General features: G+C 29.3%; 11 protein-coding genes. 2 read left to right on the top strand and 9 right to left on the bottom strand.

All coding sequences use genetic code 11. The features are described 5' to 3' along the window. Positions 1–11: 11 nt before the first annotated feature. From deoD to ACWYN7_RS08775, 3 genes are read right to left on the bottom strand one after another with little or no spacing between them, the layout of a single operon-like run. Positions 12–710: a purine-nucleoside phosphorylase gene (gene deoD, locus ACWYN7_RS08765; protein WP_462859539.1), complete on the bottom strand. Its 699-nt coding sequence runs from the start codon at positions 708–710 to the stop codon at positions 12–14. Between the two features lies 1 nt (position 711). Continuing rightward, positions 712–1,377, bottom strand: coding sequence for a deoxyribose-phosphate aldolase (deoC, locus tag ACWYN7_RS08770; protein ID WP_462859540.1), 666 nt, complete (start codon positions 1,375–1,377; stop codon positions 712–714). Further along, the gene (locus ACWYN7_RS08775) at positions 1,364–3,757 is read right to left on the bottom strand and encodes a heavy metal translocating P-type ATPase (RefSeq protein ID WP_462859541.1); all 2,394 of its coding nucleotides are present in this window, start codon (positions 3,755–3,757) and stop codon (positions 1,364–1,366) included. The genes deoC and ACWYN7_RS08775 overlap by 14 nt, the downstream gene beginning before the upstream one ends. Positions 3,758–3,934: 177 nt before the next feature. On the opposite strand from ACWYN7_RS08775, the gene ACWYN7_RS08780 reads away from it, so the two are divergent. Beyond that, positions 3,935–4,546, top strand: a complete 612-nt coding sequence (locus tag ACWYN7_RS08780) for a Crp/Fnr family transcriptional regulator (RefSeq protein WP_462859542.1) — start codon at positions 3,935–3,937, stop codon at positions 4,544–4,546. Positions 4,547–4,550: 4 nt separating this feature from the next. On the opposite strand, the gene tamL is transcribed toward ACWYN7_RS08780, so the two are convergent. Continuing rightward, entirely contained in the window at positions 4,551–6,833 is a 2,283-nt protein-coding gene (gene tamL / locus ACWYN7_RS08785) for a translocation and assembly module lipoprotein TamL (protein ID WP_462859543.1), read from the bottom strand. A 3-nt stretch (positions 6,834–6,836) separates the two neighbouring features. Beyond that, a complete protein-coding gene (locus ACWYN7_RS08790) occupies positions 6,837–11,873 on the bottom strand; it encodes a translocation/assembly module TamB domain-containing protein (RefSeq protein ID WP_462859544.1) in 5,037 nt (1,678 codons plus the stop codon). A 149-nt stretch (positions 11,874–12,022) separates the two neighbouring features. On the opposite strand from ACWYN7_RS08790, the gene ACWYN7_RS08795 reads away from it, so the two are divergent. Further along, positions 12,023–12,673: a peptidoglycan-binding domain-containing protein gene (locus ACWYN7_RS08795; RefSeq protein ID WP_462859545.1), complete on the top strand. Its 651-nt coding sequence runs from the start codon at positions 12,023–12,025 to the stop codon at positions 12,671–12,673. Between the two features lie 72 nt (positions 12,674–12,745). Here the strand turns inward: ACWYN7_RS08795 and ACWYN7_RS08800 are convergent, their stop codons facing one another. From ACWYN7_RS08800 to ACWYN7_RS08815, 4 genes are read right to left on the bottom strand one after another with little or no spacing between them, the layout of a single operon-like run. Beyond that, positions 12,746–13,786 carry a YncE family protein gene (locus ACWYN7_RS08800; protein WP_462859546.1) on the bottom strand — a complete coding sequence of 347 codons (1,041 nt, stop codon included), beginning with the start codon at positions 13,784–13,786 and terminating at the stop codon, positions 12,746–12,748. A 40-nt stretch (positions 13,787–13,826) separates the two neighbouring features. After that, on the bottom strand, positions 13,827–14,870 hold the full coding sequence (locus ACWYN7_RS08805) for a YncE family protein (RefSeq protein WP_462859547.1): 1,044 nt from the start codon (positions 14,868–14,870) through the stop codon (positions 13,827–13,829). Next, complete coding sequence (locus tag ACWYN7_RS08810) at positions 14,867–16,540, bottom strand: GMC oxidoreductase (protein ID WP_462859548.1); 1,674 nt, start codon at positions 16,538–16,540, stop codon at positions 14,867–14,869. The genes ACWYN7_RS08805 and ACWYN7_RS08810 overlap by 4 nt, the downstream gene beginning before the upstream one ends. Before the next feature lie 7 nt (positions 16,541–16,547). Further along, the gene (locus ACWYN7_RS08815; protein WP_459485335.1) at positions 16,548–17,114 is read right to left on the bottom strand and encodes a gluconate 2-dehydrogenase subunit 3 family protein; all 567 of its coding nucleotides are present in this window, start codon (positions 17,112–17,114) and stop codon (positions 16,548–16,550) included. Positions 17,115–17,133: the final 19 nt, after the last annotated feature.

The raw sequence follows: 17,133 nt of genomic DNA on the forward strand, positions 1-17,133 counted from the left end.
CAAACTGCCAATTAAGCCAATTCTAAAGCAATTTCTATCATCTCTTTAAAGGTTTGCTCTCTTTCATCTGCAGACGTTTTTTCTTTTGTAACCAAACTATCAGAAATGGTTAAAATAGATAATGCATTTACATTGTGTTTGGCAGCAACTGTATACAAACCAGAGGTTTCCATTTCTACACATAGAATTCCGTAAGCAGCCCATTTTTTATAACTCTCAAAATCATCAGCATAAAATTCATCAGAACTTAAAATTCCACCAGCTTTTATAGGTATGTTTTTATTGTCTGCAATTTCTATGGCTTTTTTAAACAATTTAAAGCTAGCTGTAGGTGCATAATCTGCTCCATTAAAACGCATTGTATTTAAACCAGAATTGGTAGATGCAGACATTGCAATAACAATATCTCTTATTTTTACGTCTTTTTGATATGAGCCAGCAGACCCCACTCTAATTAAGTTTTTTACACCATATTCGTTAATTAATTCGTGCGTGTAAATTAATGTAGAAGGAATGCCCATACCTGTTCCTTGTACAGAGATTCTATTGCCTTTATAAGTACCTGTAAAACCTAGCATTCCACGAACATCATTATACAAAACAACCTCATTTAAAAAGGTTTCTGCAATCCATTTTGCTCTTAATGGATCTCCGGGTAATAAAACAGTTTCTGCAATTTCGCCTTTTTTGGCTTCGATATGTAAACTCATATTAATACGTATTTTTATCTGAAGCACCTTTTGTAACCAACATTACCCCAGAAGAAGTTCCTAAACGAGTTGCCCCAAGTGCTATATATTTTTTTGCTATTTCTATATTTTTAATTCCCCCAGAAGCTTTTATTTGTGCATTTTCTTTAACCACTTTTTTCATTAATTCCACGTGCTCTAACGTTGCTCCATTTGTACCAAAACCTGTAGACGTTTTTACAAAATCTGCACCTGCATTTACTGCCAATTCACATGCAATTGCTATTTGTATATCCGTTAAATAACAGGTTTCTAGAATAACTTTTAATACATTATTCCCTATAGCTTCTTTGATTGATTTAATTTCATGCTGTACGTAATCAGTATCATTATCTAGCAATTTACCTACGTTTATAACCATATCTATTTCTGATGCTCCTTTTTGTATGCAATCTTTAGCCTCAAAAACTTTGGCTTCTGTTGCCATTGCTCCTAATGGAAAACCAATTACTGCCGCAATTTTTACATCAGTATTTTGCAAATTTTGTTTTACTAACTCTACATAACATCCATTTACACAAACTGCATAAAAATGATATTGCTTGGCTTCTTTGCAAATTTGAATAATATCTTTTTTGGTAGCTGTTGCTTTTAGTAAAGTGTGATCTATGTATTTATTTATCTGCATGACTTTTGTTTAATTTTTTACCTAATAAATTGGTAGAAATGGTTGTAAAAATTACTATACTTATAGAACTTAAAGGCATTAAAATAGCAGCGATAACTGGCATTAATTGACCTGAAATAGCAAAATATAACCCAATAATATTATAACAAAGCGATAATACAAAACAATATTTTATAATTGTAATCGCTTTTTTTGAAGCCTTAAAAAAAGCTTCAATTTTATGAAATTGAGAAGCATCTAAAATGGCATCGCAAGCAGGCGAAAAAACGTTTATATTTTCTGATAAAGCAATACCTACATCACTTTGTGCTAACGCACCTGCATCATTTAAACCATCACCAATCATGGCCACTTTTTTTGCTCTTTTTTGTTGTTGTTCTACAACTTCTAATTTATCTTTTGGTTTTTGATTGAACAACAAGGTAGTGTTATTTGGCAAAAAATCAGTTAAATATTTTCGTTCTCCAGCATTATCTCCAGAAACTACAGCTAGCTCATAATCGTTTTGAAATGAGTTAAAAATTTCTTTTACACCTGATCTGTAATTGTTTTTAAAAATAAATTTTCCTTTATAAATATCATTAAAATTAATGTGTACAGAAGTATCAAAAGAAGTAATATCTTCATCATTTTTTAAAAAGGATGCTGAACCTAATTTTAGTTTATTTTGTTGATACTCACTTTCTATTCCTTTGCCTAAAAACTCGTTATAATCTTCTAATTCTACTGTTTCTACTTCTGCAAAAGAATGATATAAGGTTCTGCTTAAAGGATGATTAGAAGCTCTTAAACTACTTTTTAAAATTCTTTTTTCTTGCTGATTTAAAGGAATTCCTTGATATGAAATGGTACTTTCTTTGTTTGTTGTTAAAGTACCTGTTTTATCAAAAATTATAGAATTTACACTTGCCAATTGTTCTATTACAGTCGCATTTTTTAGATAGAATTTTTGTTTACCAAAAATGCGTAATAAATTTCCTAAAGTAAAAGGAGCAGCTAACGCAATAGCACAAGGACAAGCAATAATTAATACAGCCGTAAATACATTTAAGGCTTTACTAGCATCGAAAAATAACCAAAAAACAGTGGATAAAAATGCAATTGATAGCACTATAATTGTAAAATTTTTACTGATTTTATCGGTTAATGTTTTAAATGATGACGATTTATCATTCTTAAAAACATCATTACTCCATAATTGTGTTAAATAACTTTGTGAAACCGAAGTTAACACTTCCATTTCTATAATTCCCGATAATTGTTTCCCTCCAGCAAATAATTTATCACCAGATTTTTTATGCACAGGTTCAGCCTCACCTGTTACAAAACTGTAATCTATTTGGGCATTTCCGTTGATTAAAATTCCATCTACAGGAATTAATTCTTGATTTCTAATTAAAAGTCGATCTCCTTTTTCAACCTCATAAATCTGAATATTTTCTTCTTTTTTATCTGATAAAATTCTGGTGACAGCAATTGGAAAATACGATTTATAATCGCGCTCAAAGGATAAAAAATTGTAGGTTTTTTGTTGAAAAAATTTACCCAATAATAAAAAGAAAACTAATCCTGTTAAACTATCAAAAAAACCCGTTCCTAGATCGAAAATAATTTCTACAGAACTTCTAATAAAAAGTACAGAGACTCCAAGTGCAATAGGAACATCAATATTTAAAATTTTAGAACGTAACCCTTTAAATGCAGAAATAAAATAATCATTTGCGGCATAAAAAACTACAGGCAATGAGAAGAAAAACATTAACCATCTGAAGATATTCTTATATTTTTCTAGCCAAAATCCATCAACTTCAAAATACTCAGGAAAAGACAAAAACATAACATTACCAAAAGCAAAACCTGCTATGCCTAGCTTATAAATTAAACTGCGGTCTACCTTTTTTTTGCCAGTTTCATAATCTTCTAAACTTATGTATGGTTCGTAACCAATGGCACTTAATAAAAGTACAACTTCTTTAAGCGATGTTTCGTTTGCATTGTATGAAATTCGTACCGTTTTTTTAGGAAAATCTACTTGAGAAGTACTAATTTTAGCATTTAATTTATGCAAATTCTCTAACACCCAAATACATGAACTACAGTGTATATGAGGTATGTATAAGGTTATAATTTGTGTATTACCATCATTAAATTCTAGTAATTTATCTATGATTTCTTTATTCTCTAAAAAATCATATTTTCCTTTAATTTCTGTGGGTATTGCACCTGGGTTTTCTTGAAAATCATAGTAACATGTTAAATCGTTTTCAGAAAAAATTTCGTAAACAGTTTTACAACCATTACAACAGAAATTTTTATCGTCGAATTTTATGATTTTATCATCACAAGAATCTCCACAATGATAACATAATGTGGTATTCATATTTACTCTTTTTGCCTGATACAAATTTCTAATAAGTATTGGGTTTATAATATGATATTTATCAGCTTTTTTTTATCTTGCATCTTGGTTTAAAACAATAAAATGGGTAAATGTGAACAATGTATTATTCGTCAATTTAATTCTTTAAAACACCTGTCTAAGGAGGAATTAATAAGGATGTCTAATTGTAAAACTTCTAAGGTTATAAAAAAGGGAGATGCATTATTTGAAGAAGGCGAACACATTAATGGAATCTTTTGTATTAAAGATGGTATTTGCAAGGTTTCTAAAATGAGTGAAAACGGAAAAAACCAAATTATAAACTTAATTAAACAAGGCGATTTAATTGGTGAAAGGAGTTTAATTTCTGACGAAGTCTCTAACTTAAATGCAATTGCTTTAAACGATTTAGAAGTTTGTTTTATTCCTAAAACAGAAATTCTTAGAGACTTAGAAAAAAACAACAACTTTTCTTTTGATGTTTTAAAAAACATGGCTGGTTCTCTAAAAAGTGCAGACAATTTAATTGTAGATATGGCTCAAAAAACGGTAAAACAACGTTTGGCTGAAACTTTACTTAAATTAGAAGACAAATTTGGAATAAACAACGATGGCGTTATAAATATTCATCTTTCTAGAGAAGAAATTGCCAATATTATTGGTACTGCAACTGAATCTGCTATTCGATTATTATCGAATTTAAAAAAGAAAGAAATTATTGCTTTTATTGGCAAGGATATTAAAATAGTAAATCATAAAGAGCTAGAAAAAATCTCTCACGGATTTTAAGAACTTAAAAAGAATAGCCAATTGCAAAGTTTAAAACGGGTTCATCTACTCTAAAATCTAAACGTTCGCCTTCTGGCAAAGCAGGATCGTGAAAAGGTGCTGCCAAATCAAAACGAATTACAAAACCTTGTACATCTATTCGTACACCAAAACCTGCACCCATACCTAATTCTTTTAAAAAGTTAGCGGTAAATTTATCATCATCATTAAAAGCAGGATTTGCATCTGAATTCCAAACATTACCTGCATCAACAAAAAATGCACCTTTAAAAAATGAATAGATTGGAAATCGATATTCTACATTTGCTTCTAATCGAATATTACCAGTTCTATCAAAAAAAGAAGTACTATTTTGATTGTTGGTATCTGAGTAAGTACCTGGCCCTAAAGAACGCGTATTAAAAGCTCTAACACTATAAGGTCCACCAGAATAATATTGTTTTACAAAAGGTACTACATCTGAGTTTCCATATGCCAAACCATATCCTGCAAATAACCTTGTGGCAATAGTTTGTTGATAATTATCACCAAAATTAAAATGATATCTTACATCGAAATCGGCTTTGGCATATTGTGCATATTGTAATCCTAAAAACTCTTTAGGTTCTCCTGCAGCAGGTTCTTTACCAAATAAACTTATTGAATTCCCTGCAACATCTAAAGTTGAATTAAAGAAAATTTGATGCGTTCTTTTAGCTGATAACATTTCGTTATACGTAAAAGAAAATGTTAGTCCTGATATAAATTGTTGATCGAAACTACTCAGTAAAAAAGGATTATCTTCTAAAATTTGTTCAAATTCTGGAGTTGTATTTGAAAGCCGTGTATAGTTTACCGAAATTGGGTTAAACTCGTAGGTAATATATTTATTGGCATTCCACACATAACCAAAAAGTGCTGTACCAGATAATAAAGTATACAACTCACTTCTATCTAAATAAGTTGTACTTAAACTGGTTTTTGTTTTTGGTATTGAGTATTCAAAAAAATCTTCGTTTATAGAAAAAGGAGCAATAACTCTAGGAAAAATTAATTCTGATTTTAATTCTAATTCTAAACTACTTAAACCAGAATTATCACCAGAAGAAACTTGAGTTTCATAACCAACACTAGAACTAAGATTTAGGGTTTCTCCACCACCAAAAAGGTTTCTATTACTAAAAACCAAACCTAAAGTTGGCCCTGCAAAATTATTAGATTTAGTAACGGCTTGTAGTTCTGCACGAATGGCACGTTTTGTTAATGGAGATAAAAATATATTGGCTTCTAAAGCACCTTCGTTATCATTGGCCAATGTATCTAATTCCTTATATTGAATGTTAACGTATTTGTATGCACCAATTGTAGACAAACGTCTGGCTGTGTTTTTAGAAGTATTTGGATTGTAATATTCGCCTTCTTTTAAGTTGATAAAATCGTCTAAAAATTTAGGCTTAAAAAACACTTTTTGTTGATAATAATTTTTGTTATTAAACCTATTAGAAATATTTTGTGTAGAATCTTTTAAATCATAATTAGGATAAACATTGATGGTTTTAACTTTGTACGGAATAATTGCTTTTTCTGGTACATTTTTCTTTAACTTTAAAAATAAATCGAACTTTTTATTTTTATATTGATTAGTATCTGCTTCGAAAATTAAAAAATTACTATTAAAATTATAATAACCTTTATCTTTCAATTCGCTATCTAATCTTTGTCTTTCTAATTTAAAATTACCTAAATCGAAACGCATATCTTTTTCAAAAGGCGATGTTTTACTTAGTTTTTTTATTTCTTTAAAAATAGGTTTTGAAAAACTATCAACTTTATAATTTGCCATTCTGTATGGCTCTTTCACTTTTAGTTGATATTCTAATGATGCTCTTTTTTCTAATTCTGTAAAAGAAGATGCTGCAGAGCTGTAGAAAAAACCATTGTTTTCTAGTCTGTTTAACAATATTTCTTCTACCTCTAAATTCTCTACATCAGACTGATACACAGGCTCCTCACCAAATTGTTTAAATAGCCATCTATTGATAAAATTCGTTTTCTCTTTCTGATTTTTATAATAGTAGTACAAACCCAAATGCATGCCTAAAAACTTAGAATTTGGTTCTGGCCTTAACACCTGAGTTAAGTTTTCTTTTAGTTTGTTTGGTTGTTTTACAGCAGAATCTGCATCCATTTTAATGGTAGCACCTGTGTATAATCTTTTGCCTTCAGGAATATATTTATTAATACTACAAGAGTATAATATGGAAATTACGCCAACTACAAAAACGCTATTTTTTAAAATCTTTCTCAATGATTAATTTTTTTTCTTATCTAAACTATGGTTTGTTTTTTCTTCTTTTTCAGCTTGCTTTTTTTCTGAGAGTTCCTTTTCTTTTTCAGCTTTATCTTTCTGAGCTTTAAAAATTGCAGCCCAAAGTTCTCTAAAGTGATTAAATTCTTGAGTAAAAATAAGTGCAATTCCGTTTACAATAGTTTGTCCATCAATAACATTTTCGAACTCACTTTTTCTAAATCCTTTTAAACGATATCTACCATCTTCAGATAATTTGTATTCTAAACTAACATTACCAATTAAAGGAGTTTCTTCACCAGTTTGGCTGCTTCCTTGCAAATCTACATCACTACCTACTCTAACCGTTAATCTATCATCAAACAGTTTTTTTTGAGCTGTAACTCCTAATTGTGTTCTATCTGTTGCTGCTGTTCCTTGGTAATCAGTATAACTATTTAAATCGAAATTTAATTCTATACCAGAATTTCCTAAAATTTTATCAGAAAATGCATTTAATTGCCCAGAAACAGCATCGTTTAAATTATCTCTTGCAATTGTTGCAAAACCACCTGAACTACCATCGCTACCAGAATCTGGATAAAATCGATTTAAAACCAATAAAGAAAAAACTTGTTTGTTTAATTCTTCTTCTTGCTCATTAACTTGTTGAACTCTACCATAAACTTGGCCACTAACAGCACCTTGTTCATCTTCTGGCATATCTAAATTAAAAGATATTTCTGGTTGTAGTAGATTACCATCAATATTAAGATAAACATAAAAAGGTAAAACTTGTTTAAATTTATTTTGAACAGAAGAATCTTCATCAGAAATTTGAGATGCCATTAAAGCAGATGCTGTTGTTTCTATGTTATAAACAGCGCTAACATCTAAACTTGCATCAAAAGGATCTCCAGACCAAGATACGCGTCCTCCAGGAACTAAATTAAATCTTCTATTAACTAAACTATATAAATTTAGCTCATAATGTCCATCAGTAATTTCATAAGTTCCTGTTAAAGAAACTCTTCCATTTGGCACCATATTAAACAGAAATTCACCTTCTCCAGAAACATTAAAATTATCTCCAGTTTCTTCGTCTAAAACAACAGTAATTGCAGCATCTTTACTGATATTTAATTTTGTAAAAATATCAAAACCAGTTATGGTTGCAGATTTTTCTTCTGTTTGTGTAAGTATAGCATCAGGATTTTCTCTGTTCACAAAAACCACAACTTCATCTCTATTTTCTACACTGGCATAGGTTGATGGCAAAACATAAGTTACGTCTGTATCTGAGCCTATTGTTACGTTTGCAGATAGTTTTGGTATTTGTAAATCTCCTGTTAAATCTGCATTGGCATTAAAGGTTACTACACCAAATAAAGAGGGATTATCGTCTTTACTTGCATTTAAAAGTCTAAAGTTTTTAGCACTTAATTGCAAATCGAATGTTGGATTGATAAAACTTTCCGTTAAAATTTTACCTGATAATATTAAAGAATTTTTCTTGGCATCTAAAATGGTAAAATTGGATAAATATACTCCATCATGATCTAAACGAATTTTTTCGTCTTTTAAAGTAAACTTGGTGTTTAGTTTGGTTATTTTAAAATCGGCATTATTAAAGTTTATATTTCCATTATATTTTGGATTTGAAGTTGTACCTGTAACTTTAAAATCACCAGAAAAACTTCCACTTGTTTCTTTAATTTCGCCTAATGAAAGTGTGTTTAGTGCTTTCATTTTGAATTGGTTTAAAACGATATCTAAATTTAAATTGGCATCGTTATTGGCTACAATATAATCGCCTGTTAAATCTAAATCAATATCACCTTCTTTTAAGTTTGCTTTAAAATCGTATTTATTGCCTCCTAAAGATTTTGCATCTATAGACAGTTTTCCCAAATCTGTTTTTAAAGCTTTAAATTGATGTACTTGCAAATCTGCGACAATACCTGTGTTATTAAAAGGTTCTTCTAAAATAAATCTACCATTTAAAATTCCGCTTGCAATAGGTTTATCAGGATTTAAATAATTAAAAACTTCGCTAATTTTAAAGTTTTGATAATTGACAGCAACATGAGTTTTTTCTATATTTTCTGCTTTGTCTGTAATTTCTATTGTTTGATTATTTTTATCAATTTTAAAATTATTGAAATTCAATCGATTATTATCTGTTAAAACAACACGATTATCAGAAGGAATATTCCAATTCGTTTTGTTTAAAATTAAGTTTTCTGGATCTATTGAAAAGACCAACTTTTCGCGACTTCCTGTAATTTTAGCAGCAACATTCATTAAAGTTTTGCCTTTGTCTAAACCTGCAAAATTTAAGTTTAATTGATTGTTGATTTGATTACCAGAAATTTTTGTTTGTGGCACTTTAAAAGGCGTCGCATTTATACCTTTAAACCCTAATTCAAAATTAAAACTTTCTTTATCTGTACGCATTGTAAATGCCAAACTGTCTAGTTCATTTCCACTATAATTTATATGTGGAGCAGTAATTTCTGCATCTAATTTTCTTTCAGCTTGATTAAAATCTAACGCAATAACTACAGTATCAATAGCTTTTAAATTGACTAAAAAAACCTCTTCTAATATTGGCGTTTGCGAAACTTTACCATTAAATTTAATATTTACAGGGTTTGCAATTGTATCTTTTAAAACTACATCTCTATAAAAATAACTAGCTATATGTTGTTGCAAAGCATTTGTAAATGTTTCAGGATCTGTATTAGATGCTAACTTTACATCTAGCATTTTATTTGTTACAGAAACAGCAGTGGTATCTTTATTCGTTAAACCATTTGCTTTAATTTGCCCTAATAAATAAGTTTTATTATCGTATACAACCACTCCATTTTTTATATCAGCATCAATTTTATAAGATTCTAAATTACCATTAAAATTAGCAGTTACATCCATACCTGTTTTAATGTTTCTCTGTAACAAACCTAAGCCCTGTAAATCTGCACCAATAACGTTTAAGGCTAAATTTGCTTTGGTATTTACACTGTCTAATTTAACATCAGCATCTAATTTAAAATTTAAATTATCATCTTTATAATTTGACGTGAACTCTCCTACTCCATTTTTAAAATCACCAGTTAAAACAAGATCTTTAATTGGATACTCATTGAATGTAAACTCAGAAACTGTTGCATTGATTGATGCATCTAAATTGTTGATGTTTTTTCCACTTCCAGAAGTTTTTACATCTAAACTAACTGCTCCAAATTGATTGTTTTGTAAAAGTTGATTTATTTGAAATTCTTTCATTTGAATAGTTGCATCAAATTCTATAAATGTTTTGTTTGTAAAACGACCATCAACCTGAATTTTACCTTGTGATGAATTTAATGCGAAATCTGTATTTACAGCATTTAAACCTCCATTTACAAGTCCTGAAACTGAAATTTCTTCAGGTAATTTTATGCCTAATTCTTTTTCATTAACAAAATTTACAAGGTCTGATCTTGTTGTGGTAGCTTTAAAATTTGGAAGATTTAGCTTTAATTCAGTTGGATTTGTAGCGTTTAAAACTGTGCCATCAACCAAAATAGTTGAATTTTTTCCCCAATTGATTTTACTATTATCGATTTGAATATTAGCTAAAGTTCCGTTTGCAAAAACAGCACCTTCAATTGGTTTTTTACTTAATTCTTTTAAATAACTATTAATTTTTAGTGAAGGTTGAAATTTAGATAATCCTTTTAAATTCAGTTGAATTTTTGGTAAATTCAATTGAACATTAACTTTTTCTGGACTGTTCATTAAACTTGAAATTGAAGTATAGTTCAAGTTTGCATTTCCACTAATTTCATTATTATCTAAATCGAAATAAAAATTATCCAAATTAATATTTTGATCTGAAAATGTAGCACTTAACCTAAGCTGATCTAATTGAAGACCAGAACTTTCTTTAAAGTTTAGATTTTTTAAATTTACGCTTCCTTTTTTATTGTTATAGTTGATGTTATCTGCTGCTAAATTGAATTTAGACAGCGAAATTGCATTTGGATTAAACGTATTTGTTTTTATTTTTTGATTGTTAACAAAGTATTTTATAGAGTTATTCTCTAAATCAATTGTATTTACATTCACCTTTAATTCTGGCCAAATAAAGGTTGATGAGCTTGTATTAACAGCACTTGAATTACTGATTAAATCAACCGTAATTTTTGAGTTTTTAAGTGATACTGAATTGATATCAAATATTGATTTTTCTAAATTTAATCTTGGTGAATCTGATTCAAAATCTATTAACTCTACATTTGTAGACAACTGATTTACTAGATCTTTATAATAAAAATGAGTATTTTTTATAGAAATATTACTAGCAAAAAAATTTGGAAGTGATCCTTTTTCTGTAGACTCTAGTAAAACTGGTAATTGAAAATAGTTAATTTTTGAATTAGAAAGGCTAATTTTTTCTGTTTCAAAAATCATTTTTTCTAGATCTAAAGTTTTTACTTTAGTTTTTAAATTACCAACTTTAAAATTGCTTTTAATACCTAAAGGAATATCATTATAAACAACATCAATATCTGTAAAATTTAAACTGCCAATAACCATTTCTGGACTTGCAGTTGTAGAATCTTGAGGAACTGTATTTGTATTTTGAGTGGCCAAAGCATCAATTAAAAACTGAAAATTATAACCAGAAACTGTATCTTTTCTAACAATATTAGCTTTTAAACCATTCCAATTCACTTTATCAGCACCTAATTTTGTACCTCTAATTAGTCCCCAAATTGGTAAATTTGCTTCTAATGAATTTGAATACACTAAAGTATCGCCTTTTTTATCTTCTAAATACAAACCATCTACAGCTAAATTACCATCAAATGTTATAAATGCTTTTTCTATTTTTACAACAGTATTGGTTTTGTTAGAAATATAATTGGTTGCCTTGTTGACAATAATATTTTGGCCCCAAGCACTTCTAATAAATAAAAGAAGCAGAAAAAGTAAGCATATAATAAACAAAAAAACTCTTAGAAATCTTCTTAGGTATCTAAATTTACGCTTCTTCTTATTTGGGTTTGACACTGATTTTAATTTTTAAACACAAAGATATCATAGAAGCCAAACTAAATTATCTTATTTGATGTATTTATTAACTCTTTTAATCTATAATATTATTTAAAAGATTTTATACATTTGTTAGGAACTGTTTAATCACCTTTTCCTCAGCATATATGAAACAACTTATTATATTATTACTCATTATTATAGCTGCAATTATTGGTTATGGAAAATACAATCAATACAAAAGATATAATGCCCCAGAAGTTAATTACACTACTGATAAAAAAATAGACAAAACCTATTATAACCAAGAAACCTTGTACAATTATTACGAGGCAATTGAAGATTTAGATAGCTATGTAATGTTGCAATGGACTGCAAATGATATTGATGTAAGAACGCCTGAAGATGATGATGAAGAAACTAAAAATGCTGTAAAAACGTATGCTGAAAAATTGGCAAAAGTTCATTATTACGAAGCTATTTTAAGTAATTCTGCTGAACTTAAAGCACAAGGTTTATCGAATAATGAAATTAAGTTTTTAGAAGAAAAAGGGATTGATTTAGCAACTTACAACAGTAAAAAATTAAATACTAAAATTAAAAATCTATTCAATTCTAATATAAAATTATATAATGGTTCTAAAAACGCTATTATTTACGAAGTACAAAAAGAACTAATTAATAGAGGACACAATATTAAATTAGATGGTGTTTATAGAATTGAAACACTAAATGCCATTAAAGATTTTGAATCAAAAAACAATCTTTTGGCAGATGGATTTTTAGACGAATTAACACTTGAATTAATGTTTCCGTAAAATATTAATTTAAAATATTGGTTAAACCCAACTTAACAAAAATGAGTAATAACTAAATCTTAACGTAGTTATTTATTCTAAAAACACCAACGCATCTGGCACATCTCCTGTACCAATTGTACTTACAATTTTAAAAGATTTCATATCAACTACTTCAATTTTTTTGGCATTTGAGTTTGATATAAACGCATACAAACCATTAGGATGCATTAATATATTAACCGGACGTGGAGTGTGGTATAATATTTTTTCTAATAAGGTTGTTTTACCATGCAACATTATGGTTTTAATTTTTTCTTTAGATTGTTGACTAAAAATATCAATACTACCATCAGTAGCATTTGCTACAAAACAATGCTTACCATCTACAGAAAACTTTAATTTTAAAGATTCGTTTCCAGAACTAATAGTATTTACAACTGTATTGGTTTTGGTATCTATAACTGTTATTATATTTTCTTTTGTATTTGTAACCCATATTTCTGAACCATCAGGAGTAATGTCAATTCCTTTTCTACCAATTCCACAAGAAATGGTTTCAATAACTTTATCATTATTTAAGTCGATAACACTTACAGATCCCGAATTTATATTGGTTGTATATGCAATTGCTTTCTTTGGATGAAGCACAGCAAGATGACTCTTTTTTTGATTGGTTTCTAGTTCTTTTTCTACTTCTTCAGTTTCAATATTTAACACAAGTAGTTTATTATTTACATAATCTACAACCGCTACTTTGTTCGCTTCTGGATACTGAACAATTCCATTAATTTTTATGTTATCTTTTAAATCTATTGTTTTTTTAACTTTATTACCCTCTGTATCAATAACTTTAAGATCAAAATCTACCTCTGAACCATAATTGGTAAGAACAATATTTTTACCATCTATAGTGGCTACTGCTTCGTGAGATAACATATCAATAGAAGTTTCTGCAATTTCTTTTCCTGTTGATAAGTTAATCACTTGCACCTCTTCACTTAACTTACTAACTACATATAATTTACCACTAGTACTTATGGTATAAGAAGGTAATCTAAAAACTAGAATAGAAATTCTTAGCACTATAAATAACAATCCAAAGAAAAGGATCAAGAATTTTAAACGCTTCATCATTTTTCGTAACAAATATTTTTTTATTAAGCGGACAAATTTAGTTAATTAATGCTAAGCCATCAGGCATTTGCCCTACTTTAATACTACTTACAATGGTAAAACTATTCAAATCAATCACCTCTACTCTACCAGCTGTAAAATTTGAAACAAAGGCATACTGCTCATTAGGATGGAATAATATCCCTACTGGACGTGGTGTGTGGTAAAGTATTTTTTCGAGAATATTCTTTTTACCAGGTATATGTATAGTTGCTATTTGTTTTTTTGATTTGCTATCATAAACAGAAATTGTACCATCAGTAGCATTAGAAACCAAACAATATTTACCATCTTTCGAGAATTTTAAACGCAAAGGTTCTTTTCCTGTGGGCATAGTAATTATGGTTTCGTAGGTTTCTGTATTCAACACATAAACTAAATTTTCTTTGATATTTGTTACCCAAAGTTCAGTGCCATCTGCTGAAATATCAATACCTTCTACCTTATTAGAAAACGGAATGACTTTTACAACTGAATCTAATTGAATATCGATAACACTTACAGAACCCGAATTTATATTTGAAATATATACCAATGGTTTTTTAGGATGCTCAACCAATAAATGGCTAAACTCTTGTTGAGTTGCTATTTGCTTTTCTAACTTCCCTGTTGCTACATTTACAATGGATAAATCATTGCCAATATCTGTTACAACTGCTACTTTATGATGTGTTTTAAGAGGAATTATTCCATGAGGTTTTGAGCTTTTTCCCAATGATATTTCATGAATAACCTCATTATCTTTTGGATCAATTACAGTAACATTGTTGCCATTTTCGTTGGATGAGCCATAATTAGTAACTACCAATCTATTCAAATTTTTAACAAATGCGGCTTCATGTGGTTCTACAGCAATAGGGAGTTCTTTGAGTTCTTGCCCTTTATTTAAATCGAAAATTGTAACACTTTTACTTACTTTATTTACAACGTATAAAATACCTTCTGTTTTAATGGAGTAAGTAGGTTGTTTTACCAAATAGAAAACTACAAATCCTAAAACAAACAATGCACAAGCAACAATTACTGCTTTTAATTTTCTCATATAATATTTGATTTAAATTGCTCAATTGCATATTTACAGGCTCTAGCTGTAAGTGCCATATAGGTTAACGACGGATTTTGACATGCTGATGAAGTCATACAACTTCCATCTGTGATAAATACATTTTTAACATCATGCATTTGGTTATATTTATTTAATACTGATGTTTTAGGATCATTCCCCATTCTAGCAGTTCCCATTTCATGAACCGCAGAACCAGGATCTGGACTTGTTCTATAACTGCCTACATTTTCGAATCCTGCTTTTTTGAGCATTTCTTCGCTTGCTTTAGTCATATGTTCCATCATGGCTTTTTCATTTGCTCCATATTCAAAATGTACTTTTACAAGCGGTAATCCCCATTGATCTACATTATTTTTATCCAAAGAAATTTTATTTTCATAATAAGGTAACACTTCACCTCTACCACCTAAAGAAATTTTCCATTTTCCAGGAGTTTCTAGTTGTGCTTTTAATTCAGCACCAAAACCTGTTGTGGGTTTCGATTGCCAATTTTCTCTTTCACCTTTACCTTGAATTCCATAACCTCTTACAAAATCATTGGTTTGAGTATCATTACCTAAATTTTGAAATCTAGGAATATAAATGGTTCCTGGAGATCTACCTTTATAATATTTATCGAGTAAACCGTTAAAAGTTCCATAAGTACCTTCATTTACGATGTGATCCATTAAATTATGACCAATTTGAAGACTAGAATTACCTAAACCATTTGGGAATGTTTCTGAAACCGAATTTAATAAAATAGAAGCTGTACCTATTGTTGATGCATTTAAGAAAATGATTCTGGCATAATAATTCATTTCTTCTTTTGTAATAGCATCTATAATAGTAACGCCTACAGCTTTTGCTGTGTTTTTATCGTACAACACTTCTTTTACAATTGAATTTGCTCTTAAGGTTAATTTACCAGTATTATTGGCATCTACTAAGGTTGATGTATTACTATTAAAATAACCAGAATAAGGGCAACCTCTACTGCATAAATTACGGTACATACATCTACCTCTACCTTTTTTATATTCGGTTAAATTAGCAACTCTACCATTTATAATTACACGATCTGAATATTGTTTGCTAATGCTTTCTTTGAGATGCTTTTCTACAGCATTCATTGGAATTGGTGGTAAAAAAACACCATCTGGTACATGATCTAATCCTTCTAAGCTACCACTAACACCTACATATTCTTCTACATAATCGTACCATTTTTCTAAATCTGCATATCTAATAGGCCAATCTATTCCATAACCATCTTTTTTATTGGCTTCAAAATCGATGTTTCCCAAACGATAACTTAATCGCCCCCAAGTTAAAGAACGACCACCAACTTGATAACCACGTATCCATTTAAATGGTTTTTCTTGAATGTATGGATGTTCTGAATCTTTTACGTAGAAATCTTTATTCCCAGCATCACAATGGCTACTTTGTATGGGTCTTTCTTTTAATTCTTCTTTTGTTAAATGGTTTCTATATTTAAAATCCCAAGGATCATTAGAAGATGTTTTAAACTCTTTATCTGCACCACGTTCTAAAACCAATGTTTTTAGTCCACCTTCTGTAAGCTCTTTTGCAGCCCATCCTCCACTAATACCAGACCCAACAACAATGGCATCAAAAGTGTTTCTGTTAGTTTGTGTTTTCATCATAATTTTATCTTGTTGCCCAAGCTTTTTGGTTCGGTTGTAATTCTGTAATTGCTATGTATTTTCCTGGAGCTGGATCATAAGCCAACAGTTGTGTTGCGCCAATTTCTGACGTACAATATCCTTCTATTGTTAATGCTTTTAATATTTTAAAAAAAGATCTTCCAAATATTTTGTTATCAATTTTAGTTAATAAACTATTTGGGTCGCTATCTGTATCCAATTTTTTTAGTATTGCTGTTTTTTGTGATAATGAACAGTTTTCAAAAGTAGAATTATAATCGCTTTCAGCTGTTTCTTGTACATCATTTAAACCATTAAAAAATGTGTTGAATTCTTTATTTGATGAACATGCTTCCATAAAATCGATAATATAATCATGCACTTTAGCTTCTTTTGCACCAGGAGTATCTGTGGGTGGAATAATAACATCTACCAATTCTGCAATTAAATTTTTATGATCTACAAGGCTACCTCTATTTGAAGTACCGTAAAAAAAACTAATCCCTTTAAAGGAAGCAAAACTAATCCCTGTAATGGCTAAAATACCTCCTATTGCTTTTCTTCTATCCATAATTGATTTTATTTTTTGT

It is taken from the genome of Polaribacter sp. M10, from assembly GCF_054968445.1.